The following is a 23,339-nucleotide window of genomic DNA, read 5'->3' on the forward strand; positions in this document are numbered from 1 at the left end:
GGCAATTGCAAAGAACTTGCAACTGTGCCACCGTGATCATCAACTGTTGCGGCTGCACCTGCATGCCCACGCCGAGTTCCCCACACCACAGGAGCGTTCCGTGACCCGGATCCGTCCGACCTTCCGACGGCTCGTGGCGTCGACAGCAGCGGCCGGGATGCTCGTCCTCGCCGCCTGCTCGACCCCGACCAGTCCGGACAGCCCAGCCGGCGGCGCGACACTGGTCGTGGCCACCTCCGACGAGCCGGACGCACTCAACCCGGTGCTCAACTTCGGCGTCGACGGCGCTGCGCTGATCTTCGACGGGCTCGTCGCCCGCGACAGTGACAACCGCCTCGTCCCCGCGCTGGCCACGGCCCTGCCGACGGTTTCGCCGGACGGACGCACCGTGACCGCCACACTGCGTGACGGGGTGCAGTTCCACGACGGCGCCACGCTGAGCGCGGCGGACGTCGCCTTCACCTACCAGGCGGTGCTGGACCCGAAGGTGGACTCCACGCTCCGCTCCGACCTGGACATGGTGGAGTCGGTGACCGCGCCCGACGCGACCACTGTCGTGTTCCGGCTGCGCTACCCGTACGCGCCGTTCCTGCAGCGACTCACCCTCGGCATCGTGCCGTCGAAGCTGCTCAGCGGGCAGGACATCAACACCACCGGGTTCAACCGGAAGCCGATCGGGACCGGGCCGTACAAGGTCGAGTCCTGGACGCCGGGTGACCGGCTGGTGCTCACCGCGAACGAGCGCTACTTCGGTGGCCGGCCGGCGAACAACCGGGTCGTGGTGGCGTTCGTCGCCGACGACAACGTCCGCGCCCAGCGGATGCGGGCCGGCGAGTTCGACGCCGCCGAGCTGCCGCCGAAGCTCGCCTCCGGATTCGACTCCGACACCGCGTACCGGGTGCAGCGGGTGCCGACCGCCGACTACCGGGGCGTGATGCTGCCGATGGGCAACCCGGTCCTCGCCGACCCGGCGGTCCGCCGGGCGCTCAACCTCGCCGTCGACCGGGCCGCGATGGTCTCCGGCATCCTCGGTGGCGCCGGCGAGCCGGCGTTCGGGCCGGTCCCCCCGACCTCCGAGTTCGCCGACCCTTCGACAGTCGGCACGCCGACCGCCGACGCGACGGCGGCGAGCGCGCTGCTCGACGCGGCCGGTTGGAAGCCCGGTTCGGGTGGGGTGCGGGCCAAGGACGGCCGGCCGGCCCGGTTCACGCTGATGTACCCGGCAACCGACACCCTGCGCAAGGACCTGGCCCTGGCCGTCACCGCCGACGCGAAGAAGATCGGCATCGAGGTCACGCCGGCCGGGCTCACCTGGGACGCCATCGACCCGCGGATGAAGTCCGACGCCCTGCTGATGGGCTACGGCACGCCGTACGACCCGGACTTCGTCTCGTACAAGCTGTTCAGCTCCCAATTCGCAGGGCAGGGCTACTTCAACCCTGGCTCGTACCGCTCCGAGGTGACGGACCGCGCTCTTCAGGAGGGCCGCGACCAGATCGACCCGGCTCTTCGCAAGGCCGCGTACGCGCAGTTCCAGAAGCAGTTGGCCACTGACGTGCCGTGGCTGTTCCTCACCTACCTGCGGCACACCTACGTGCTGAAGTCCTCCGTCCAGGGCACGGCCCCCCGGGTCGAGGCGCACGAGCACGGGGTGGCGAACAGCATCTGGTGGAACATCAACACCTGGACGCGCTCATGACCCGCTCCGGCCGACTGGCCGGGGCCGGGGCGGTGGTCCGACGCCGCCTCCTGGTAGCCGTGCCCGTGCTCGCCGCGACGAGCATCGGGATGTTCGCCCTGGGGGCCGCCTCACCTGTCGACCCCGCCAAGCAGTACGCGGGCGCGGCGGCCTTCACCGCCAGCGAGGAGAACCTGGCACAGATCCGCGCCAACTGGGGTGTCGACGACCCGCTGCCGGTGCAGTACCTGCGCTGGATCGGCAACCTGGTCCAGGGCGATCTGGGCTGGTCGACGAGTCGTCACGAGCCGGTCGCCTCGGTGCTCTCCGCCCGGGCCGGCTGGACGCTGCTGCTGATCGGCGTTGCCCTGGCCCTGGCCCTGGTCGGGAGCCTGCTACTGGGCTCGTTGGCCGCGTACCGCAGGGGTGGGCTGTTCGACCGCGCGCTGCGGACTGCCGCCTATGCGGTGCAGTCGATGCCGGTGTTCTGGCTGGGCCTGGCCGCGATCGCCGTGTTCGCGCTGGCCCTGGGCTGGTTTCCGGCGGGTGGGCTCACCGATGTCACAGCGACCAGCACCTCGTGGGCCGACGTGGCGCACCACCTGATCCTGCCGGTCGGAGTGCTGGCCGTTTCCCAGGCACCGTGGTTCGTGCTGTTCGTCCGGGACGCGGTAGCGGAGAGCATGCGCGACGACCACGTGCTCGCGGCGCGGGCCCGCGGGTTGCCCGGGCGGACGGTCCTGTTCGGGCACGCGTTACGGACCGCGCTGCTGCCGTTCCTCACCCTGGTCGGCACCCACCTGCCCGAGCTGGTCGGCGGGGCGGTGCTTGTCGAGACGGTCTTCTCGCTGCCGGGCCTCGGTGCCGTCACGGTGGCCGCCGCGCTGGGCAGCGACTTCCCGCTGTTGGCGGCGATCACGCTGGTCACCACCGCCGTGGTGCTGGCCGCGAACCTCACGACCGACCTCGCCTACGCCGCCGCCGACCCAAGGGTGCGACTCGATGGCTGACCTTGCAACCCGACCGCCGCTGCTCCACCTGGCCCGGTCCCGGCTGCGGCTGCGACCCGGCCAGACCGGCGTCGTCATCGCCGGCCTGGTCCTGCTGGTGGCCGTCGTCGGTTCGCTGCTCGCTCCGCTCGTCTGGCCGCTCGACCAGAGCGCGGTCGCGCTGGACCAGACCCGGTTGGCACCGTCCTGGACCCACCTCGCTGGCACCGACGACCTGGGCCGCGACGTGGCACACCGGGCCGTCTACGGACTGCGGGTCTCGTTGCTCGTCGGCGCGGTCGCCGCCCTCGTGGCCACGGTTCTCGGGGGCGTGGTCGGCGGGATCGCCGGCATGCTCGGCGGCCGGGTGGACCGGCTCCTGATGCGGATGGTGGACACCATCGCCGCGATGCCCCACCTGCTGCTGGGCATCTTCATCGTCGCCATGCTGCGTCCCAGCCTCGGCGCGGTGATCGCCTCCGTCGGGCTCACCCACTGGCTCTCCACCGCCCGCATCGTCCGATCCGAGTTGTTGAGCCTGCGGACCCGACCGTTCGTCGACGCCGCGATCAGCGGTGGGGCCGGCCGATTCCGGGTCCTCACCCGACACCTGCTGCCGCACGTCCTGCCCCGGCTGGCGTTGGCCACCACCCTGATGATCCCGCACGCGGTATGGCACGAGACCGCCCTGTCGTTCCTCGGCCTGGGCCTACCGCCGCACCTCGCCTCACTCGGCAACATGATCAATGACGGTCAGGGGTCGCTGCTGACAGGTGCCTGGTGGGCCAGCCTGGCGCCGGGCGCGGTCATCGTCGTCGTCACCCTGGCCATCGCGGTCCTCGCCGCCCGCTGGCGCGACCGCCTCGATCCCCGGGTCCGAGCGGAGCTGCACCTGTGACCACCACCGAATCCGGTCCCGCCATCGCGTCGCCCCGCGCCGGCACGAGTGAGCCGCTGCTCACCGTTGATGGCCTCGGCGTCGAGTTCCGACTCCGCGACGCGACGGTGCGTGCCGTCAGCGACCTCAACCTCACCGTACGGGCCGGCGAGTTGCTCGCCATCGTCGGCGAGTCCGGCTGCGGCAAGTCCGTCCTGGCCCACGCCCTGCTCGGCCTGCTGCCCGGCAACGCCACGACCACCGGCCACGCCGTCCTGCACGAGCCGGACAGCGAACCGGTCGACCTGATCACCTGCGGTCAGCGCCACCTGGCGCGCAGAGTGCGTGGGCGCCGGGTCGGGCTGGTGCCGCAGAGCCCGGCCACCGCCCTGAACCCGGTGCGCACCGGACGCCGACTGCTCGCCGAGACGCTGCGGGCGCACGGCCACGACCGCGCCGACGCCGACCAACTGGCTGTCGACGTCGGGCTCGACCCAGCGGACCTCGACCGCTACCCCCACGAACTCTCCGGTGGCATGGCACAGCGTCTGGTCACCGCGCTCGCGCTGGCACCCGACCCGTCGCTGCTCATCGCCGACGAGCCCACCACCGGGTTGGACCGACCCCTGGTCGACCACACCCTCGACCTGCTGAGACGCCGCTGCGACAACGGCTCGGCCGTCGTGCTCATCACGCACGACCTGGCAGCCGCGCAACGGGTCGCCGACACCGTCGCCGTCATGTACGCCAGCCGCATCGTGGAACACCGCGACACCGACCGACTCTTCACCGCACCGGCCCACCCGTACGCCTCGGCGCTGCTCGACGCCCTGCCGGACCGTGCCTTCCGGCCGGTGCCGGGCGACCCGCCGATGCTCACCGCGCTGCCTCCGGGCTGCGCGTTCGCGCCCCGCTGCCCGCACCGCACCGACACCTGCGCGAGCCAGCCGCCGCCGACGCCGATCGCCGACGACGGCACCGTCGCCTGCCACCACCCGATCCGCACCGGAGCCGTCACGTGACCAGTCCAGAACACCTGCTCGCCGACGAGGTGACCGTCGGGTACGGCCGTCAGGTCGTGCTCGACGGTGTCACGGTGCGGGTCGGCCGGGACGAGACGGTCGGACTCCGCGGCCCGTCCGGATGTGGCAAGTCGACACTGGTCCGGGTCCTGGCCCTCCTGCACCGCCCGGACCACGGCCAGGTCAGCATCGACGGCACGCCGGTCCACGGAGTGCGGTACGCCGTGCCGGTCGACCTGCGGACCCGCGTCGCCGTCCTGTTCCAGAGCCCGCGCGCCGCCGCCGATCCCCGGCTGAGCCTGGACGACCTGATCGCCGAACCGCTACGTGCCGTCCGAACCCCCGAGGCGACGGTTCGGGAGCGGGTGGCCGAACTCGCCGACCTCGTCGGCCTCACCGCCGACCTGCGCGGCCGACGGCCACACGCGGTGTCCGACGGGCAACTGCAACGCGCCTGCCTCGCCCGGGCCCTCGTACACCGGCCGGACTACCTGCTCTGCGACGAGGCCACGGCGATGCTGGACGCCTCGACCCAGGCGCACGTCGCCGCCGTCATCCGCGACTACCAGCGGACCCAGCGGGCTGGCGTCCTGGTCATCACCCACGACCAGACCCTGCTGGACCACTGGAGTGACCGGATCGTCGACCTCGCCGGTGCAGCGAGGGCGCGCACCTGACCCGCACTCCGGGCCGTCGCGAATGCCAGGGGCAACGGGCGATCGGCATCGGAGGTCCGCCTCCGCCACTCGGGCGCGACAGCGTCAGCCGACGTCGAGCTGCACCCGCCGGGCGCGGGAGTCGGGGCGGCCCGCCGAGGATGCCGGCGAGGATCTCCGCGCCGTCGACGACCCTCGGGCCGGGGCGGTTGAAGTAGGCAGGCCCGTCGACCACCCACACCTGCCCCTGACGAACCGCGGGCAGGTCCGCCCAGCCGGGTTGCGCGGTCGCCACGGACAGCTCATCGATGGTTCGCTCCGGCGTGAACCCGCACGGCCCGAACACCACCACGTCGGGGGCCAGGTCCGCGACCACCGACCACGGGTGCGGGGTGCTGTGCGCACCCGGCCCGAGCAGCAGCGACCGCCCACCCGCGTAGGTGATCTGCTCCGGAACCCAGTGCCCGCCCGGCATCAACGGGTCGAGCCACTCGACGAACAGCACCGTCGGCGCGCCGGGCACCGGCCCTGGCAACGCGGCGAGGCGACGCTCGGCGTCGGCTCGGATCTCCGCCGCCCTGCCTTCGGTGCCGGTCAGCGCGGCCACGGCATCGACAGTGTCCAGGATCCCGTCGATGGTCCGCGCCTCCAGGGACATTACCCTGGTGTCGAGATCGATCAGACCAACCGCGTCGTTGACCCGCTCGTAGGAGACCGCACACACGTCGCACAGATCCTGGGTCAGGATCAGATCCGGCTTCAACCGCTCCAGCATGGCGACGTGGAGCTGGTACAACGACGAGCCTCGGTGCGCGTCACCGGCGATCGCCGCCGAGATCTCCCGGCTCGTCAAGGTCTCCGGCAGGGACGTCGCGGTCACCGCCGGGACGTCGGCCAGGGCCCCCGGCGGCCAGTCACACTCGTGGGTACGGCCGACCAGGTGCCCGGTCAGGCCGAGCATGGCCACGATGTCCGTGGCCGCCGGCAGCAGGGAAACGATGCGCACAACCGCCTGCCTACCAGGCGCGACCGCGCCACGTCCACTTGTGCGAGCCGTCGCTGTAGGGGAACTTCTCGTCACCGGGCCGCAGGATGCTCACCGAAGCCAGCTGAGGAAGCGTGCCGACTCGCAAACGTGTCGACGGCCAGTGGAAGGACCTTGGTCAGCCCTTGACGGAGGGCCGAGGCGCTAACGGATGGTGAAGGTCAGCGGGTTCGAGATGCCGATACCGCCGTGGGAATCATGGACCCGCACGGTGAAGGTGGACGACGTGCCGGCCGACAGGGCCGTCTGGAACTGGTAGCGCTGTCCGCTGTTGGTCGGCGTCACGGCCAGCCGGGTCGCCCCGAGGTACAACTCCACGCGGCTGACGAGGTCCCCGGGGTCGGTGTCGGCGACGTCGGCGACCAGCGTGACGGTCGTCGGCTCGAGGAAGTAGGTCTGCCCGCCGGGGGTGCTCAACGCCACTGCCGGCGGGTGGTTGGTGCCGGTGGACGCCGGCGTCACCACCGTGACCAGCAACGGCGGCGCAGCGCCAGACAGCGACTGGTCGGTGCCGGCCGAGACGTACAGCACGAAGGTGGTGCTGGTGCCGGGCTCCCCGATCGGTGGTGTCCACAGCGCCTCGAACCGGTCACCGGTCGTCCTCACCCCCCGGGCCACCGTGACGCCGTCCACCCGGAACGACACCGAGGTGATGCTGTGTCCGCCTCCCACGGTCGCGGTCGCAGCCAGCGGGACGGTTCCCGGCGTGGTGTACACCGCGCCGGCGGTCGGGCTGAGCCAGGTGACGATCGCCGGCCAGTCAGCGACCGGCGGTGTGGTCGTCCGGGTCGGCGTCACGCTGGGCAGGACGCCGCCGGTGCACGTGACGCCGTTGAGCGTGAACGACGCTGGTATGGGGTTGCTGCCCGACCAGGCGCCAACGAAACCGATGTTCGCGGAGCCATTGGTGCCAAGGGTCGCGTTCCAGCCCAGATTGGTCGCGCTGACCTGCTGGCCCGCCTGGGCCCAGGTGGCGCTCCAGGTTTGCGTGAGCCGCTGGTCGACTGCTGGGAACGCGAACCGCAGCGTCCACCCGTTGACTGGGTCACCCAAGTTGGTGACCGCGATGTCGGCGTGGAAGCCACCGGTCCACTGGCTGGTGACGACGTAGTTCACCCGACACCCGGCCGCCGCGTTCGCCGCACTGGCGTGTGAGATCGCGGCCATCATCGCGACCATGGCAACAGCGATGGCGGCCACAGCAGTCAGCGACTTCCGCATGGCACACCTCGCCGTAAATAGTTGGACGTCTATGAATATCTCGACTGTCCTGCTGCTCCACCTTCCTGTCAAGGCACGCACGGCAGTCCTGCCGCCGGCAGGACAACGGACAGCCCGCCATGGCTGATCGGTAGCGGCCACAGCGCCGAACAGGCAGAAGAGTGGACAGCGCAGCTTCCCGCCTGGACCGCGACTGACCGCCAGGTCCTGGACGACTTCGCGTCAAAGAACGCAACGAAGTGGGCGGCCAAGTCCCGGCAGAAAACCGAGCGCCGGGTACGCGAGCCTGCAATGTGGACCGGCGAGTGAGCAGATCACCAGACTGACGGCCATCAGTCAGCCTGCGAGTCACAGCGCGGGTGCACCCTCTCGTGATGTGGGCGCCGGTAGCGGTAGTACCAGCCGGGTCAGTCGTCTTCGGCACCGTCGAGCAGCGCGCGCCGCAGCGCCAGCCGGTGCTTCCGGCGGATCTCCGCCTCCCGGTACCGCCGCCGGTCACCGTCGGTCTCCGGTAGCAGCGGCGGCACCGTACGAGGCTGGCCGTCGTCGTCGATGGCGACCATGACCAGGTGGGCGGTGGCCACGTCGGTGGGTGGCACCGCCCGGTCCCACCGGTCGGCGGTCACCTTGACCGCGACCTCCATCGAGCTGCGACCGGCCCAGGTGATCCGCGCGTCGACATGCACGACGTCGCCGACCCGCACCGCCCGCAGGAACGCGGTCTCGTCGATGGCGGCGGTGACCGCCGGCCCGTCGGAATGGCGGGCGGCGACCACACCAGCGACGGAGTCGATGAGGTTGAGGATCCGGCCGCCGTGGACCGTACCCATCAGGTTGGTGTGGTGCTGATCCATGATCTGCGACAGGGTCAGGTGCGACGCCGACGGCGCTCGGCCGGCGATCGTGGTGGTGTCGTGCACAGCGGTAGTCCGTCCCTCGGGAAACCACACCGCCGGAACACGGGCACACGCTGACGAGGACACACCGGCGCACACCGCCCGGCACGTCACCCGCTCAGCCCACCCGCGAGGCCGACGGCAGCGCACACGGTTGTGTACGCGGCGCGGGCAGGTCTTCGGACTCGCGGGCCCGACCGGCTCCACGCCGGTCCCCTACTGGCCGTCGCTTCCCAGGCCACTGGCCCAGTGCTGATGACGGCGGTCGTTCCCACTCACCGCTGCGGGGCAGCCCCGGATTCCCACCGGGTTCCCTCTTACGACGCCCGGCCAGCTCATGACCGGGCGAACCAGCGCCACCGGGAGCATAGCTGGCCAGGGGCGACGGCCTCTCAGGCCGGCCTACCACCCGGAAGGTGTTCGACTTTAGCCATGTGAGGAAAAAGTTCGTCACCTCTTGTAAAAAGTCTCAGCGCAGTGAGGATATTCAGATGCGTCGTCACCCTCAGATTCCTGGGCGGGTGGTCTCGGGCCTCCTCGCGCTCCTCCTCGCCTCGGCGGTCGCTCTCCTCGCGTCCGCTCAGCCCGCCGCAGCTCACGGGACCCTCGCGATGTCCACGCCGGCGGGTGGCGCCACGGTGCGCGAGCCGTTGACGTCGGTGCAGCTGTTCTTCACCGAGAAGGCCGCCGTCAACGCGTTCTTCACGATCACCGCGCCGGGTGGCATCCGGGTCGACAATGGCTGGTCGTACGGGGAGCCGAAGCCGCTGGACAAGCCGGTGCGCGAGTACTTCATGGTCAACGGGCAGTTCGAGCCACGCGAGTACACGACCGGGTTCCCCGCGACGGTGGCGGTCGCGCACCTGCCGGCCAAGGGGCAGTACTCGGTGAGCTACCTGTCGGTCGCCTCGGACGGCGACCCCGTACGCGGCACTTTGACCTTCCGCTACGACGGGCCGGTGACGGCGGCGCCCAAGGGGTGGAGCCCACCGTCGACCCAGCCAGATCCGGCGCTGTTGGCCACCGCCGAGCAACACGGGTCGTCCGGGCAGGCGTCGGCAGTGCCGACAGTCGCGGCCGAGACGGCGGTTCCACCGTCCGCGGCAGCGGCTGCGCCGACCGGATCGACTGACGAGAGCGGCCCCGGAGCGGTCGCGTGGGTCGGCCTGGCGGTGGTCGCGGTGGCGGCCGCGGCGGCCGGATTCGTCGTCTGGCGTCGGCGGACGACCCCCACTGGCAGACCCGCCGGCCGGGGCCGTACCGCGTCGGCGACATCCGCTCGACGCGGCGCCGGCACCCGTCCCGGGACCAGGACCGCCGGCACCAGGACTGCCAGCGCCAAGGCCACCGGTAGCAAGCCCGCCGTTGCCAGGACTGGCGGCGGCAGAGCGGTCAGTGACAGGACCGGAGCAGACAGGACCGTCGCGGCGACCGGCAGCGGTACGCAGACCTCGGACGGTAAGCGGCGACCCAGCGCCGTGCCGGCCGCCCGTAAGGACGCCGCCGTCGTCGTGGCTCGGACGGGCGTGGCTGTCGATCCGACTCCGACCGACGAGAACGCGAAAGCCCCCGCCACGACGGACAGTCGACCGCCCGTCGACTCCGGGGCATCGCCTGACCCGGATCTGGCCACGGCGACGCCCGGGTCCCGGCTGAGCAACACCAGCCTGGCACTGTTCGTCGGTACCCTGGTGCTGGCCCTGCTCGGCGGGTTCGGATTGGCGCGCATCAGCGGCAACGAGGGCCCGGCCGCCAACAACGCCCGGCAGCCGGCGGGCGGTCCGCCCGCCTCCGGCCCGGCAGGGTCCGCGAACGACGGACACCAACACCCGGAGGGCACCGGACCGCACACGCACCGGGGTGACGGCGCAACGGGCGAGACGCTTGCCACCGGGACGACCGTCAGCGCCGGCGGGTACACGCTGCAACCGCTGGAACGAACCCAACCCGCCGGGGTACGCGCCGACTACCGCTTCCGCATCGTCGGCACCGACCGGCAGCCGGCGACACGCTTCGCGGTCGTCCACGACAAGCCGTTGCACATGATCGTCGTGGGCCGTGACCTGACCGGCTACCAGCACCTGCACCCGACGATGGCACCCGACGGCACCTGGAGCGTCCCGATGACGCTGGCCCGACCCGGCGGGTACCGCGTCTACGCCGACTTCTCCGTCACCGCTGCCAACGGCACGCCGCTGCCGCTCGTGCTGGGCGTCGACCACACAGTGCCCGGCGCGCACACCCCGACCGCGCTGCCGCCGCCACAGGCCCAGGCGACGGCTGGTCCGTACGCGGTGTCGATGACCGGCACCCCGACGGTGGGGGTGACGGCGCCGATCCACTTCCAGGTCGCCAGCGCCGACACCACCACCCCCGTGCAGTTGGAGCGATACCTTGCCGCGTACGGGCACCTGGTAGTGGTTCGTGAGGGTGACCTCGGCTACGTGCACGTCCACCCCGAGCAGGAGCTGGTCGACGGGACGGTCAAGTTCTGGCTGACCGCACCGAGTTCAGGCCGGTACCGGGCCTTCTTCGACTTCCAGGTCGCCGGCAAGGTGCACACCGGGGAGTTCACGATCAACCTTCCCTGAGTCCGGAACTTTCTCCCAGCTGCGGCCGACCAACCTCCCAGCAGCAACCATCGGAGGAAGAACACATGCGCACCACCAGCCCAAACGCTTCACGCCGTCGCTCGGCCGCCATCCTCGCCGCCGCGATCCTGACGGTGGGCGCCGCCGGGTGCGGGTCGTCCGACTCTCCGTCGACCGCGCAGGCGGGCCCGTCCGCGTCGGCCCCGGCCAACCCGGACGCTGGTGTGCTCGGCATTCGTGACCCGTGGGTGAAGGCGGCCGACAAGGGCATGACGGCGGCCTTCGGGACCCTGGTCAACGACGGCGACACCGATGTCACGGTGACTGGGGCCACGACCTCCCTGTCGCCGATGGAGCTGCACGAGATGGCCATGAAGGACGGGAAGATGGTCATGCGGCAGAAGCAGGGCGGCATCGTGATCAAGGCCAAGAGCGCGCATGCGCTGGAGCCCGGCGGCGACCACCTCATGCTGATGAACCTCACCAAGCCCGTTCAGGCCGGCGACGAGTTGACCTTCACGCTGACCTTCGCCGACGGCAAGACCCAACAGTTCAGCGCCGTGGCCAAGCCGTTCACCGGCGCGCAGGAGAGCTACGCCCCCGGGCACGGTCAGCCCATGCCCGGCGTGAGTGCCACGCCGGAGATGAGCATGAGCCCGTCATCGTGACGCAGACGCCACCCGTCCGGCCGGTGAGCAGGCGTGGCCTGCTCACCGGCGGAGCCCTGGCTGCCGGAGGAGCCCTGGCCGGCGGTGCCGCCATCGCCACGACTCGTACCGGCAGCGGGCCACCACCGGCCTCCGCCGACACCACGCCGGTGGCGAGCGTCGGCGGCCTGGTCGAGCCGTTCCACGGCACCCGGCAGGCGGGGGTGTCCACCGAACCGCAGGCGCACGCGTCGTTCGTGGCGCTCACCCTGCGGCGCGGCACCGACCGGGCCGCGCTGGGCCGGATGTTGCGGTTGCTCACCGACGACGCCGCCCGGCTCACCCAGGGCCGACCCGCGTTGGCCGACACCGAGGCCGAACTCGGGCTGCTGCCGGCACGGTTGACAGTGACCTTCGGCTTCGGGCCGGGCCTCTACCGGGCGGCCGGCGTCGACGACCGCCGGCCGGCATCGGTCACCGAACTGCCGTCGTTCCGCATCGACCGACTCCAGCCGGCCTGGTCCGGCGGTGACCTGCTGCTACAGATCTGCGCGGACGACGCGATCTCCGTCGCCCACGCCCAGCGGGTCCTGATCAAGGACAGCCGACCGTTCGCGACAGTGCGGTGGGTCCAGCAGGGCTTCCGGCGCAGCCCCGGTGTCGAGCCGGGCGGCCACACCCAACGCAACCTGTTCGGTCAGCTCGACGGCACCGCCAACCCCCGACCCGGCGCGCCCATGGACACCGCGCTCTGGGTCCCGGAAGGCCCGGCGTGGCTGCGCGACAGCACCACAGTGGTGCTCCGGCGGATCAGCATGAACATGGAGACCTGGGACCTGCTCGGCCGGACCGACCGCGAACTCGCCGTCGGGCGACGGCTCGACACCGGCGCCCCGCTCACCGGGACCGCCGAACACGACGAACCCGACTTCGCCGCCACCGACGCCGACGGCCTGACCGTCATCCCCGACTTCTCGCACATGACCCGCGCCCACGTCACCGACGACCGGTTGAAGATCCTGCGCCGGCCCTACAACTACGACGGGGTGCCGACGGCGGAGGGCCACGCGGACAGCGGCTTGATCTTCGCCTCGTACCAGGCCGACATCGCAAGACAGTTCCTGCCCATCCAGCGCCGGCTGGCCGACCGGGACCTGCTCAACGAGTGGACCACGCCGATCGGGTCCGCTGTCTTCGCCATCCCGCCCGGATGTCAACCGGGCGGGTGGATCGGCGAGCAGGTGCTCGCATGAGCGTGCCGCCGTCCCGTCCCGCAGCCGTCCGACTCGGCGCGGCGGTGCTCGCCGTCCTCGTGGCGGTGCTCGTCCCGGCCAGCCCGGCCTGGGCGCACAACTCGCTCCGAACGGCCACGCCCGCTCGGGACGCGACAGTGCCGAGCGCACCGACCGAGGTCACGCTCGAATTCATGCAGCGACTCGACCCCGCGTTCACCACCATCGTGCTCACCGACGCCGCCAAGCGGAAGCTTCCCACCGGCGAACCGGTGGTCACCGGAGCGAAGAGCACGGTGCAGGTGACCGACACCCTGCCGAACGGGACATACACGGTCGCCTACCGGGTCGTCTCCGTCGACGGGCACCCGGTTCAGGGGTCCTATCCGTTCACGGTGGCCGATCCGACGTCCACCGTCGCGCCGGTTGTCGCTGTCAGCGCGTCAGCGCCCGCCCCGGCCGCAGCAGCGGCAGAGTCCGGCGGTGGTCCGAGCGCCGGTGTACTCGTCGCGGCTGCCGTGCTGGCCCTCCTCGTCCTGGTAACGGCTGCGCTGCTGTGGCGGCGGGCGGCCCGACGCTGATCCCGGCTCGCGAAACTGCTCACCCATCCGCTCGTCGCGCTGGCGAGCTGCCCGCCATCGTCGTCATGATCGTCCTGATTCGCCAGTGGATCCGCGCCGACCAGCGTGAACAGGGCCGCACGGTCCGGCCGGACCAGCCCTGACATCGGGAACCGTCTTCGGGGAACCGCCGGCGTCTCTCCCCCGACTACCAGTCAGGGCCGACGCGACACCTCACCGGGCGACCAGACCAGTACGGGAAACACCTTCGTGCTTCCCGACTCTTCCGATCGGATCACCATGTCTCTGACTGAACTGTCCGGCGCACCGACGCCGGAGCCCGCCACGACCGCCGAGAAACCGGCCCGAGCCGCCCGGCGCACGTCGCCGTTCGGCGCGCTGCTGCTGCGGCTGCACTTCTACGCCGGCATCCTCGTCGCCCCGTTCCTGGTGGTCGCCGCACTGACCGGCCTGGCCTACACCACAACCCCGCAACTCGACTCGATCCTCTACGGCGACCAGCTGACCGTCGCCCAGGTGGGTGACCGTCAGCTGCCACTGGCCGCGCAGATCGGGGCCGCGCGCAACGCGCACCCCGACGGCAGCATCACCACAGTGCAACCCGGCGACGGCGACCGGACCACCAAGGTGGTGTTCTCCCTGCCCGAGCTCGGCGAGAACCAGCACACCGTCTACATCAACCCGTACACCGGCGAGTCCCAGGGGCAGCTCACCACCTGGTTCGGGTCCACGCCGATCACCACCTGGCTGGACGACCTGCACCGCCACCTGCACCTGGGCACGGTGGGCGAGCACTACTCCGAACTGGCCGCGAGTTGGCTGTGGGTGATGGCGCTCGGCGGGGTCATCCTCTGGTGGCGTCGACGCGGCGCAGCCCGAGCCGCCGCTCGGCACCTGCTCGTGCCGGACCTGTCCACCGGTAAGGGTGTCCGCCGCACCCGAGGATGGCACGCCACCACCGGCATCTGGCTCACCGTCGGACTCCTCTTCCTCTCCGTCACCGGCCTGACCTGGTCCCGCTACGCCGGCGCGAACTTCGCCGCCGGTCTCGACGCGCTGAGCGCCCGCACTCCGGAGATCTCCACCAGCCTCACCGCCGGTCCCCCCGCCCCTGCCGAGACCGGCGGGGGCCACGAGCACGGCGCCGCCGGGGCAGGCGGGCTCGTCGAGTCGGCGGCCTTCGATCGGGTCCTGACGGTCGCTCGCGGCGCGGGCCTCTCCGGGCCGGTCGAGATCACTCCCGCGCCGGAGCCCGGCTCCGCCTGGACCGTCACGCAGGTCGACAACACCTGGCCGGTCAAGAAGGACCGCATCGCCGTCGACCCGGCCTCCGACACGGTCACCGCCCGCAGCGACTTCGCCGACTGGCCCCTGCTGGCCAAACTGAGCGGCCTCGGCATCCAGGCCCACATGGGGATCCTCTTCGGCCTGGTCAACCAGATCCTGCTCGCCGCGCTCGCCCTCGGCCTGCTCTGCGTCATCTTCTGGGGCTACCGCATGTGGTGGCAACGCCGGCCCACCCGTGTCGACCGCCGTGCGATCGCCGGCACCCCGCCAGCCCGCGGCGGCGTACGCGGTCTGCCGCTCTGGGCGCTGCTGATCGGCGTACCGGTGACCGTGGCGATCGGCTGGGCGCTGCCCCTGTTCGGGCTCACCCTGCTCGCCTTCCTCGTCATCGACGTGGCGGTGGGTGCGGTGTCTCGACGCCGACGACCTGCCGCGGCTCCCACCTCCCCGGCACCCGCGGGGAGCTGACCCACCGGACCGGCCGTCCGTCCTCCGACGGACGGCCGGACGGCTGGCTGGCTGGCTGGCTGGCTGGCTCAGATCACGACCTGTTTGGTGTTCGGCAGGCCGTCGACTATCGACTTCTGCACGTTGATCGTGTCGGCGATGACCTCGTGGGGCGTGTTCGCCATCCACTGCATCACCGAGATGTCCTCGAACCGGGGATGGCGGAACATCTCCAAAAACACCAGTGGCTCGTCGCCGGTGTTCTCGATGTAGTGGCCGTACGCGAAGGGGACGTAACCCACGTCGCCGGCCTGGAAGTCGAACGTCCGGGCGGCGGCCTGCGCGGCGAAGACGCCCATCCGCCCGGTGCCGGAGATGTAGTACTGCCACTCGTCGGTGGTGGGATGCCAGTGCAACTCGCGCATCCCACCCGGCTCGACCTCCACCAGGGCCGCCGCGGTGGTCACGGCGGCGGCGAAGTTTGTCGAGTCGGTGATCCGGACCGTACCCCCGCGGAATCGTTGCGGGGTCTGCGCGAGCATTCGGTGCTTGAAGCTCCGGGGATGTCACCGGTCGGGCTGACCACCCGGTCCTGTTGCAGGGGCGGTGGGACATCACCCTGGAAGATGTACTTCTCCCGCTCGGGCAGGTTCTCCATCTGTTCCAGCGTCCAGCCGAAGTTCTTGGCCAGCACGTGCCGAGGGGTGTGTGCGAAGAAGTCGCTGAGCAGAAACGTGTTGTTCTCCGAGAACGCCCCGTCGTCGAAGACCAGCAGGAACTGTGCGCCGTCCTCCAACGCCTGGATGTTGTGCGGCACGCCCTGCGGAAAGAACCACAGATCGCCGGCCTTCACGTCCTCGATGAAGTTGCGGCCCTCGTGGTCGACGGCGCTGATCCGGCAGCTGCCGCTGAGCATGTACGCCCACTCCGACTGCTGGTGCCAGTGGATTTCCCGGTACGCGCCCGGCTCGAGACCGAACTGAACTCCGGACAGTTGGCTGGCGATCGGGAGGTCGCGGCTGGTGACCTCCCGGGTCCAGCCGCCCTTTTCCACCCGGGTGTGCGCCTGCGAGAAGGAGAACTTGAGGTTGGGCACCAGCCGGCTGTCGGTCGTCGGTGGAACCAGGAGGTCCGGGTTCTGCCGTTCGAGCTCGACGTTGCGGCCCGCGAAGGGCGAGGCGCCCTGGTCGCCTCGTCGCGGCTCTGGATCGCTGTTCGCCATGATCGCTGTCTCCTCACTCGGGTCGGATCGGATTGGGTGCGGAAACGGATCCGCCCCGCAGCCGTAGCCGGGACGAGATCCCCAGCAGGGCACGCAGTCCGGGCCAGCCGTACTGGACCGCGATCGCGACCGGAATCGCCGCGGCGGCAGCCGTCAGCACCAGGCGGGTCCACACCGGAGCGTGACCAGCCGCCCCGGTGCTGGCGTAGAGGACGAACATCAGCAGTACGACCCGGAGCCGATGCAGACCGGGAAGTTCGGTGAGCTGGGCCATGGTTCGATGATCGGTGCCGAACGTCGTACGTGGCATCACGTGATCGCGCCATTACCGCAGGTCGAATCCCGGACAGTGGGGTCATTCGGCGCACTCCCGTCGGTTCGTCGATCTGGTCGCCCGTACCTGTCGCCGTGGCTAGGCTCGGTCGCAGGACGGCCTTTCGACGCGCCTGGTAACAACCGGGGAGAACGCCATTGTCCGAATCACCCTTCAATGCCGGGACCCTTCCGGCCGACGACATCGCCGGCGACGCCGAGCAGCGACGGCACCGGCTGTTCGCCACGGCGGACCAGCTCCGGCTCGCCGGACGCGGGATGGAGGCGCTGCACGTCCTGGCGACGGAGCTCGCCACCAGTCGCAGCGGCGAGCGCCACCGGGCCCTTCTGCTCGGCCGCCTGGCGCAGATCGTGGCGCTGGAGCAGCCGAGCATCGCCCTCGCCGGTCTGCGGGAGGCGCTGAACCTCCGACTGGAAACCCACAGCCGGGGCACCCTGCTCGCCCTGGTCGCCACGATCGCGGCCCGCACGGGTCATCCGGACACCGATGCCCTGCTGCGCGACGCGGGCACCGCGCACGCCGCGTCGGGTGACCCGACGTCGGCTCGCCACCTCGCCCTCGGCCGGGCCGCCCGCTCGCTCGCGCACGGTGATCTTCCGGGTGCCCAGGCCGTGCTGGCGGCCCTCGACCCGGGCTCCTGGGCGGCACGCGCCGACGCCCCGTCCATCCGGGCGGAACGGATCCTCGTGCAGCTCGGTCTGGGCCGGCACCAGGACGCGCGGGCCGCGACGCGCCAGGCGCCCGACGCGGCCGACGTTTCACTCACCGGCCTGACCGCGTTGGACTGCCTGCGCATGGTGGCCGTGGGAGAGCTGCCCGAGGCGGCCGCGCTGGCCGTGACGACGCTCAGCTCCGGCTCTGCGGACCTCAGCAGGGAGGTGCGTGCCCTGTTGGTCGCGGTGATCGGCGAGGTCCGCTACCGCCGGGGCGAACCCGACGACGCCCGCGCCGTCCTCCGCGCCTGCCTCGCCGAGGACCGGTGGCCCGACCGAACAATGTGGACGTACGCGTTCTGTGTGGCGGTGCGCGACCCCGCCCTCAGCGCGCCGACCGGCCTGCTCACCAGGGTCGTTGCCGACCTACACCGGTCGGTCCGGTCACTCCTGCCCGTGCCGCACTTCGGCCCCCGACTGGTGCGCGCGGCGGTGGCGGCCGACGACACCCGGGCCGCCCGCCGGGTCACCGAGCTGGTCGAGCTGGTCTCCACCCGTACCCCCGTGCCGCTGTGGCAGGCGCTGGCCGACCAGAGCCGAGGGTTGCGCGACGGCGACCCGGACGCCCTCCGTTCGGCGGTCGACCGGCTGCGCGCCACCGCCGCGCGGCCGGCGCTGGCCGACGCGTTGCTCGACCTCGCGAACAGTCCCCGGGCGCGATCCGGGGAGGGGCGCGATGCCGCGCACGAGGCGGCTGCCCTCTACGCCCGGATCGGCGCTCCTGGCGACCAGGCGATCGCGGACCGGCGCTGCGCCGACCTCGCCGCTACCCCGCGCCACCGGCCGTCGATCGACGGGCCGCCAAGCCGGGGCATCGGCGCGCTCACCCCCGCCGAGGAGCGGGTGGCCGAGATGCTCGCCGCCGGCGCCACGAAGAAGGAGGCAGCCAAGAGCCTCTTCGTCTCCTTCCACACCGTGGACACCCAACTCCGCTCCATATACCACAAGCTGGGCATTCGCAATCGGATGCAGTTGGTGCGGGCCTGGGAACGGACCAGACGATAATCAACCGATGACCGCGCCAGCCGACCTGACGCCGCTCGCCGAAGCCGTGGAGTGCGAATTCATGCACTCCTATAACATGCGTCGGGCCGGGCTGGTGCCGCTCTAAGAACGCCGCAACTGGGTCTGGCGAGCAGCTTCCTGAGGCGCCCGCCGCTGTCACTTCTCGCTGTCGAGCAGCGCCATCATGGCGGTCGCGTACCGCTGGCCGGAGGCGGCGCCGGCCGGCACGGCACGCTCGATCTCGTCCAGGGCGTCCTGGTCGAGCACCAGGTCGACCGCGGCCAGCGACTCGGTCAGCCGGTCCCGCCGCCGTGCCCCGACCAACGGCACGATCTGTTCGCCCTGTGCGGCCACCCAGGCGATCGCCACCTGGCTCGTGGTCGCACCCAGCCGCTGCGCGACCCGGCCGAGCGCTTCCACAAGGCGCAGGTTGGCGGCCAGGTGCTCGCCCTGGAACCGTGGGCTGTTGGCCCGGAAGTCCGTGCCGGTCAGCGCACGGTCCGCCGACCAGTGGCCGCTGAGCAGACCTCGGGACAGCACCCCGTAGGCGGTCAACCCGATGCCCAGCTCCCGCAGCGCCGGCACAATGGTGGCCTCCGGGCCCCGGGAGAGCAGCGAGTACTCGATCTGGACGTCGCTGATCGGCGCCACCGCCGCGGCCCTGCGGATGCTGTCCGCGCCCACCTCGGACAGCCCGATGTGCCGGATGTAGCCGGCCTGCTGCATCTCCAGCAGCGCGCCCACGGTCTCCTCGACCGGCACCTGCGGGTTCAGCCGGGACGGCCGGTAGATGTCGATGTAATCGGTACCCAACCGTCGCAGCGAGTACGCCAGCCGGTCCTTCACCGCCGCCGCCGACACGTCGTACGGTGCCGCCTGGAAGCCGCCGTCGGGTGTCCGGCGCGCGCCGAACTTCACGCTGAGCACCACCTCGTCCCGGCGACGCTCCCGCAGCACACGGCCGATCAGCATCTCGTTGTGACCCGACCCGTAGAAGTCCGCGGTGTCGATCAGGTTCACACCGGCGTCGATCGCCGCGTGCAGCGTCGCGACGCTCTCCGCCTCGTCGGCCGGCCCGTACAGGTCGGACATGCCCATCGCGCCGAGCCCGATGATCGACACCTCCGGCCCGGAGGCGCCCAACCGTCGCCGTCGTAGACCCGTCATGTCCCTCGTCTCCTTCGGTCGTCGTCGCGGTGCCTCGTGGCGTCCGGGCACCGCTGTGTACGCTGTGTCCATATAACCAGCAAGTAGACAGCGTGTCCATATAACCAGGAGGACCAGTGGCCGAACTCACGCCGGATGCCCAGACGCCAGCGCGCCGTGGTCGCGGCCGCCGGCCGGCCAATCAGGTACGCGCGGAAATCCTCACGGCCGCCGGTGAACTCCTACTGGCCGAGGGCATGGCCGGCTTCACCATCGAGAAGGTCGCGGCCCACGCCGGAGCCAGCCGGATGACCATCTACAAGTGGTGGCCCTCCAAGGGAGCGCTCGCCCTGGACGGCTACTTCACCGTCGTCGCGCCCACGTTGGCGTTCCCGGACACCGGCGACATCGTGGCCGACCTGACCAACCAGCTCGTCGCCTTCGTCCACCTGGTGCGGGACACCACCGCCGGGCGCGTCATCAGCCAACTCATCGGGCAGGCGCAGACCGACCCGGAACTGGCCGCCGCCTACCGCGAGCGCTACTCCGCCCCCCGCCGGGCCCTCGCCGTCGAAACCCTCACCAGGGCCATGACCCGGGGGCAGCTACGCGCCGACATCGACCCCGAATCCGTCGTCGACCAGCTCTGGGGCGCCTGCTACCACCGGCTTCTCATCGCCGACCTGCCGCTCACCGAGGACTTCGCCCGCACCCTGGTCGACAACCTCATCCGCGGACTGCGCTGACCGGCAACCGGTCCGGCCACCGCGCATGCCACGGAGCGACCGGGCCCCGCGGGCGGCCGCCCGACCAAACATGAAGATCATGTTCAATCGGTGCTAACGTCATTGATCGATGCTCATACGATCGCCACTCTCGCCCGGCCGGCACCGCAACCTGAGGTGAGGATGCCCCTCCACTTCGACCTGCTCGGGCCGCTGACAGTGTCACGGGACGGCCGACCGGTCGCCCTCGGGTCGACGAAACAGCAGCTGGTGTTGGCCGCTCTGCTGCTACGCCCCGGTGAGGCGATCTCCGCCAAGGAGCTGATGACGATGGTGTGGGGCGACCAGCCCCCCGCCTCGGCCGCCGCGAACCTGCGCACCTACCTGCGGGGGCTGCGCCAGGCACTCGACTGCGCCGCGGGCGAGCGCCGCCGGATCCTCACCACACCGGGCGGCTACCTGCTTCGCGTCGAGCCGGACGAGCGGGACGTGGACCGGTTCGACGCGGCGGCGGCGCGCGGACGGGCAGCGCTGGCCGCCGGCGACCCGGCGGCGGCGCAGCCGGAGCTGGCCCTCGCGCTCGGCATGTGGCGGGGGCCCGCCTTCGCCGGGCTGCCGCTGCCCCGGCTCCTCAGCGGCCGGGTCGCGCGGATCACCGAGCGGCGGCTGCTGACCGAGGAGGACCACGCCGCGGCGCGGCTCGCACTTGGCGAGGCGGCCCAGGTGATCCCCCGGTTGCGGGCACTGCTCGACCGTCACCCACTGCGGCAACGGGCCTGGGCCCAACTCATGACCGGCCTCTACCAGATCGGCGACATCGCCGGAGCTATGGCAGCGTTTCAGCAGGCCAGACGCGCGCTGGCCGAGGAGACCGGGATGGACCCCGGCCCCGAGCTGACCCGGTTGCACGACGACATCCTGCACCACCGCCTCGGCCAGCAGGGCGCGACGACCAGGCCCGCGGACGACGCGTCGGCCGGCGCTGCACCGGGCCGCCCTCAGCAACTGCCACTGGCCCTGCCCGGTTTCGTCGGGCGCAGCGCCGAACTCGACCTCCTCGACGCGACCCTCGGCGCCCGCCCCGAACGACCTGCCACGGTGGACATCGTCACCATCAGCGGCATGGCCGGCGTGGGCAAGACGACGCTCGCGCTGCACTGGGCCCATCGGGCCGCCGGCCGCTTTCCCGACGGTCAGTTGTACGTCAACCTCCGCGGCTACGACGACGCGGACGCGGTGTCCCCCGCCGATGCCCTGGTCGACTTCCTCGAGGCGCTCGGCGTACCGGTCGGCCGCATCCCCAGCAGCGTCGACGCTCGGGCCGGGCTGTACCGCAGCCTGCTGGCCTCGCGTCGGATGCTCGTCGTCCTCGACAACTCGCGCGACGCCGACCAGGTACGACCGCTGCTGCCCGGCGTCGGCCAGTGCGCGGTCCTGGTGACCAGCCGCGACCAGCTCAGCAGCCTCACCGTGGCCGAGGGCGCCCGACCGTTGACGCTTGAGGTGCTGACGGCCGCCGAGTCGACGAGGCTGCTCCGCAGCCGGCTGGGTGACGACCGGGTGATCGCGGAAGCGGCGGCGACCAGCGAGGTGATCGAGTCGACCGGTCGCCTCCCGCTCGCCCTGTCCATCGTGGCGGCCCGGCTGACCGCCCGGCCCACCTTCCCGATCGACGCCGTCGCGGCCCAACTGCGCCCGTCCGAGTCCCGGTTGGAGCAACTGGCCGACGGGGACGTCCGCCGGATCTTCTCCTGGTCGTACCGGGCGCTGAGCACCGAGGCGGCCCGCCTGCTGCGTCTGTTGGGCCTGCACCCGGGCCCCGACCTGACCGGAGACGCCGCCGCCGCGCTGCTCGGCCGTCCCCGGGCAACCGTCACCCCGCTGCTGAAGGAGCTGACCAGGCTGCACCTGCTGACCGAGCACCTGCCCGAGCGGTACGCCCTGCACGACCTGCTCCGGTCCTACGCGGCCGAACTGGCCCAGGCATCAGACCTGGCCGAGGAGCGCCGGGCCGCCGCGCGCCGGATGTACGACCACTACCTGCACAGCGCGCACCCCGGCGCGGTGTTGCTCCAGCCGACCTGGGCAGCCATCGAGCTGGAACCACCGATGCCGGCGAACGTGCACGTGCCGATGCCCGACCGGGTCGTCGCGGCGGCCTGGTTCCACGCCGAGCACCCCGTCCTGCTGCGGGTGCTGCGTCAGGCCGCGGAGACCGGCTTCGAGCGGTACGCCTGCCAGCTCGCCTGGGCCCTGGCCGCGTACCTCGCGCCTCGGGGCATGTTCCAGGAGCAGCTCGCGGCCCAGCAGGCGGCGCTCGCGGCGGCACAGCGGATCGGCGACGTCCGGGCGCAGGCGCAGGCCAGCCGGATGCTCGCCCGCGCGCTCATGCGGCTCGGCGACCAGCACGCGGCCGAGCACCACGTGCAGCGGGCGCTCGAACTGTACGAACAGCTTGAGGACCTGGACAGCCTGGCGCTGATCCTGCGCCAGTACACCGAGCACTGCACCCAGTACGGCCGGCTGGACGAGGCGCTCAAGCACAGTGCCGAGGCGCTGCGTGTCTCGCAGCTCATCGGCAACCGGTACGCCGAGGCGCGCGCGCTGAACGTCAAGGGTTACCTGCACGCCCTGACCGGCGACTACCACCAGGCCGTCGTCGACTGCGCCGAGGCGCTGGCCCAACAGGAGGCGATCGACGATCGCGTCGGGCAGGCCGCGACGTTGGACAGTCTGGGCTTCGCGTACCACCGGCTCGGTGACCCGGCCAGGGCGGCGGCCTGTTACGAGCAGTCCGTCCAACGCTTCCAGGAATCGGCCAACCGGTATCACGAAGGGCTGACCCTGGTCCGGCTCGGCGAGGCGCGCGAGGCGATGGCGGACCCTCCGGCCGCCGCCGAGGCATGGCAGCGGGCCATCCGGATCTACGACGACCTGGGCGACCCCGCCGCGGACGTGGTGCGACAGCTGTTGGCACGCGTCGCGCCCGGCCACTCCGGCCCGGTGACCCCGGCCGGATAGACCC

20 protein-coding genes and 1 riboswitch are annotated in these 23,339 nt (G+C 71.5%); of the genes, 13 read left to right on the top strand and 7 right to left on the bottom strand.

All coding sequences use genetic code 11. The features are described 5' to 3' along the window. Positions 1–100: 100 nt before the first annotated feature. Genes ACFYP0_RS05445 through ACFYP0_RS05465 form a run of 5 tightly spaced genes read left to right on the top strand, consistent with a single transcriptional unit; the run spans position 101 to position 5,243 of the window. A complete protein-coding gene (locus ACFYP0_RS05445) occupies positions 101–1,699 on the top strand; it encodes an ABC transporter substrate-binding protein (RefSeq protein WP_244218956.1) in 1,599 nt (532 codons plus the stop codon). Next, positions 1,669–2,688, top strand: coding sequence for an ABC transporter permease (locus tag ACFYP0_RS05450; RefSeq protein ID WP_244218955.1), 1,020 nt, complete (start codon positions 1,669–1,671; stop codon positions 2,686–2,688). The genes ACFYP0_RS05445 and ACFYP0_RS05450 overlap by 31 nt, the downstream gene beginning before the upstream one ends. After that, positions 2,681–3,565: an ABC transporter permease gene (locus ACFYP0_RS05455; protein WP_124857130.1), complete on the top strand. Its 885-nt coding sequence runs from the start codon at positions 2,681–2,683 to the stop codon at positions 3,563–3,565. The genes ACFYP0_RS05450 and ACFYP0_RS05455 overlap by 8 nt, the downstream gene beginning before the upstream one ends. Beyond that, positions 3,562–4,566: an ABC transporter ATP-binding protein gene (locus ACFYP0_RS05460; RefSeq protein ID WP_124857128.1), complete on the top strand. Its 1,005-nt coding sequence runs from the start codon at positions 3,562–3,564 to the stop codon at positions 4,564–4,566. Before ACFYP0_RS05455 ends, ACFYP0_RS05460 begins: the two co-directional genes overlap by 4 nt. Then, positions 4,563–5,243 (top strand): ABC transporter ATP-binding protein, encoded by a 681-nt coding sequence (locus ACFYP0_RS05465; protein ID WP_244218954.1) that lies wholly within the window; start codon positions 4,563–4,565, stop codon positions 5,241–5,243. The genes ACFYP0_RS05460 and ACFYP0_RS05465 overlap by 4 nt, the downstream gene beginning before the upstream one ends. Here ACFYP0_RS05465 and ACFYP0_RS05470 read toward each other — a convergent pair. The 3 genes from ACFYP0_RS05470 to ACFYP0_RS05480 all read right to left on the bottom strand — a co-directional run bounded on the left by ACFYP0_RS05470 (position 5,164) and on the right by ACFYP0_RS05480 (position 8,342). Further along, complete coding sequence (locus ACFYP0_RS05470) at positions 5,164–6,228, bottom strand: ABC transporter substrate-binding protein (protein ID WP_124857124.1); 1,065 nt, start codon at positions 6,226–6,228, stop codon at positions 5,164–5,166. The genes ACFYP0_RS05465 and ACFYP0_RS05470 overlap by 80 nt on opposite strands. A gap of 183 nt (positions 6,229–6,411) precedes the next feature. Further along, positions 6,412–7,488 (bottom strand): cellulose-binding domain-containing protein, encoded by a 1,077-nt coding sequence (locus ACFYP0_RS05475; RefSeq protein WP_158629596.1) that lies wholly within the window; start codon positions 7,486–7,488, stop codon positions 6,412–6,414. Positions 7,489–7,895: 407 nt separating this feature from the next. Next, a complete protein-coding gene (locus tag ACFYP0_RS05480; RefSeq protein ID WP_238684380.1) occupies positions 7,896–8,342 on the bottom strand; it encodes an acyl-CoA thioesterase in 447 nt (148 codons plus the stop codon). Positions 8,343–8,537: 195 nt separating this feature from the next. Continuing rightward, positions 8,538–8,754, bottom strand: a riboswitch (cobalamin riboswitch). 121 nt (positions 8,755–8,875) lie between these two features. On the opposite strand from ACFYP0_RS05480, the gene ACFYP0_RS05485 reads away from it, so the two are divergent. The 5 genes from ACFYP0_RS05485 to ACFYP0_RS05505 all read left to right on the top strand — a co-directional run bounded on the left by ACFYP0_RS05485 (position 8,876) and on the right by ACFYP0_RS05505 (position 15,190). Continuing rightward, positions 8,876–10,975 (top strand): copper resistance protein CopC, encoded by a 2,100-nt coding sequence (locus ACFYP0_RS05485; protein ID WP_386994533.1) that lies wholly within the window; start codon positions 8,876–8,878, stop codon positions 10,973–10,975. 65 nt (positions 10,976–11,040) lie between these two features. Further along, positions 11,041–11,643 (top strand): copper chaperone PCu(A)C, encoded by a 603-nt coding sequence (locus ACFYP0_RS05490; RefSeq protein WP_124857120.1) that lies wholly within the window; start codon positions 11,041–11,043, stop codon positions 11,641–11,643. Positions 11,644–11,666: 23 nt separating this feature from the next. Next, positions 11,667–12,875, top strand: a complete 1,209-nt coding sequence (locus ACFYP0_RS05495; protein ID WP_124857118.1) for a Dyp-type peroxidase — start codon at positions 11,667–11,669, stop codon at positions 12,873–12,875. Next, the gene (locus ACFYP0_RS05500; RefSeq protein ID WP_124857116.1) at positions 12,872–13,435 is read left to right on the top strand and encodes a copper resistance CopC family protein; all 564 of its coding nucleotides are present in this window, start codon (positions 12,872–12,874) and stop codon (positions 13,433–13,435) included. The genes ACFYP0_RS05495 and ACFYP0_RS05500 overlap by 4 nt, the downstream gene beginning before the upstream one ends. Positions 13,436–13,714: 279 nt before the next feature. Further along, positions 13,715–15,190: a PepSY-associated TM helix domain-containing protein gene (locus tag ACFYP0_RS05505; RefSeq protein ID WP_124857114.1), complete on the top strand. Its 1,476-nt coding sequence runs from the start codon at positions 13,715–13,717 to the stop codon at positions 15,188–15,190. A gap of 68 nt (positions 15,191–15,258) precedes the next feature. Here the strand turns inward: ACFYP0_RS05505 and ACFYP0_RS05510 are convergent, their stop codons facing one another. Genes ACFYP0_RS05510 through ACFYP0_RS05520 form a run of 3 tightly spaced genes read right to left on the bottom strand, consistent with a single transcriptional unit; the run spans position 15,259 to position 16,665 of the window. Then, positions 15,259–15,636 carry a cupin domain-containing protein gene (locus tag ACFYP0_RS05510; RefSeq protein WP_386994537.1) on the bottom strand — a complete coding sequence of 126 codons (378 nt, stop codon included), beginning with the start codon at positions 15,634–15,636 and terminating at the stop codon, positions 15,259–15,261. After that, positions 15,633–16,391, bottom strand: coding sequence for a cupin domain-containing protein (locus ACFYP0_RS05515; RefSeq protein ID WP_386994540.1), 759 nt, complete (start codon positions 16,389–16,391; stop codon positions 15,633–15,635). The genes ACFYP0_RS05510 and ACFYP0_RS05515 overlap by 4 nt, the downstream gene beginning before the upstream one ends. Positions 16,392–16,404: 13 nt before the next feature. Then, the gene (locus ACFYP0_RS05520) at positions 16,405–16,665 is read right to left on the bottom strand and encodes a hypothetical protein (protein ID WP_124857110.1); all 261 of its coding nucleotides are present in this window, start codon (positions 16,663–16,665) and stop codon (positions 16,405–16,407) included. 197 nt (positions 16,666–16,862) lie between these two features. Between ACFYP0_RS05520 and ACFYP0_RS05525 the strand changes: the two genes are divergently transcribed. Next, positions 16,863–18,443, top strand: a complete 1,581-nt coding sequence (locus ACFYP0_RS05525; protein ID WP_386994543.1) for a helix-turn-helix transcriptional regulator — start codon at positions 16,863–16,865, stop codon at positions 18,441–18,443. Between the two features lie 156 nt (positions 18,444–18,599). On the opposite strand, the gene ACFYP0_RS05530 is transcribed toward ACFYP0_RS05525, so the two are convergent. After that, complete coding sequence (locus ACFYP0_RS05530; protein WP_355496998.1) at positions 18,600–19,610, bottom strand: aldo/keto reductase; 1,011 nt, start codon at positions 19,608–19,610, stop codon at positions 18,600–18,602. Positions 19,611–19,726: 116 nt separating this feature from the next. Between ACFYP0_RS05530 and ACFYP0_RS05535 the strand changes: the two genes are divergently transcribed. Together ACFYP0_RS05535 and ACFYP0_RS05540 are read left to right on the top strand one after the other, a co-directional pair. Continuing rightward, complete coding sequence (locus ACFYP0_RS05535) at positions 19,727–20,335, top strand: TetR/AcrR family transcriptional regulator (RefSeq protein ID WP_355496995.1); 609 nt, start codon at positions 19,727–19,729, stop codon at positions 20,333–20,335. 162 nt (positions 20,336–20,497) lie between these two features. Beyond that, positions 20,498–23,335 carry an AfsR/SARP family transcriptional regulator gene (locus tag ACFYP0_RS05540; RefSeq protein ID WP_386994546.1) on the top strand — a complete coding sequence of 946 codons (2,838 nt, stop codon included), beginning with the start codon at positions 20,498–20,500 and terminating at the stop codon, positions 23,333–23,335. Positions 23,336–23,339: the final 4 nt, after the last annotated feature.

The organism is Micromonospora arida, from assembly GCF_042873195.1.
In the GTDB taxonomy this organism is placed as follows: domain Bacteria; phylum Actinomycetota; class Actinomycetes; order Mycobacteriales; family Micromonosporaceae; genus Micromonospora; species Micromonospora arida.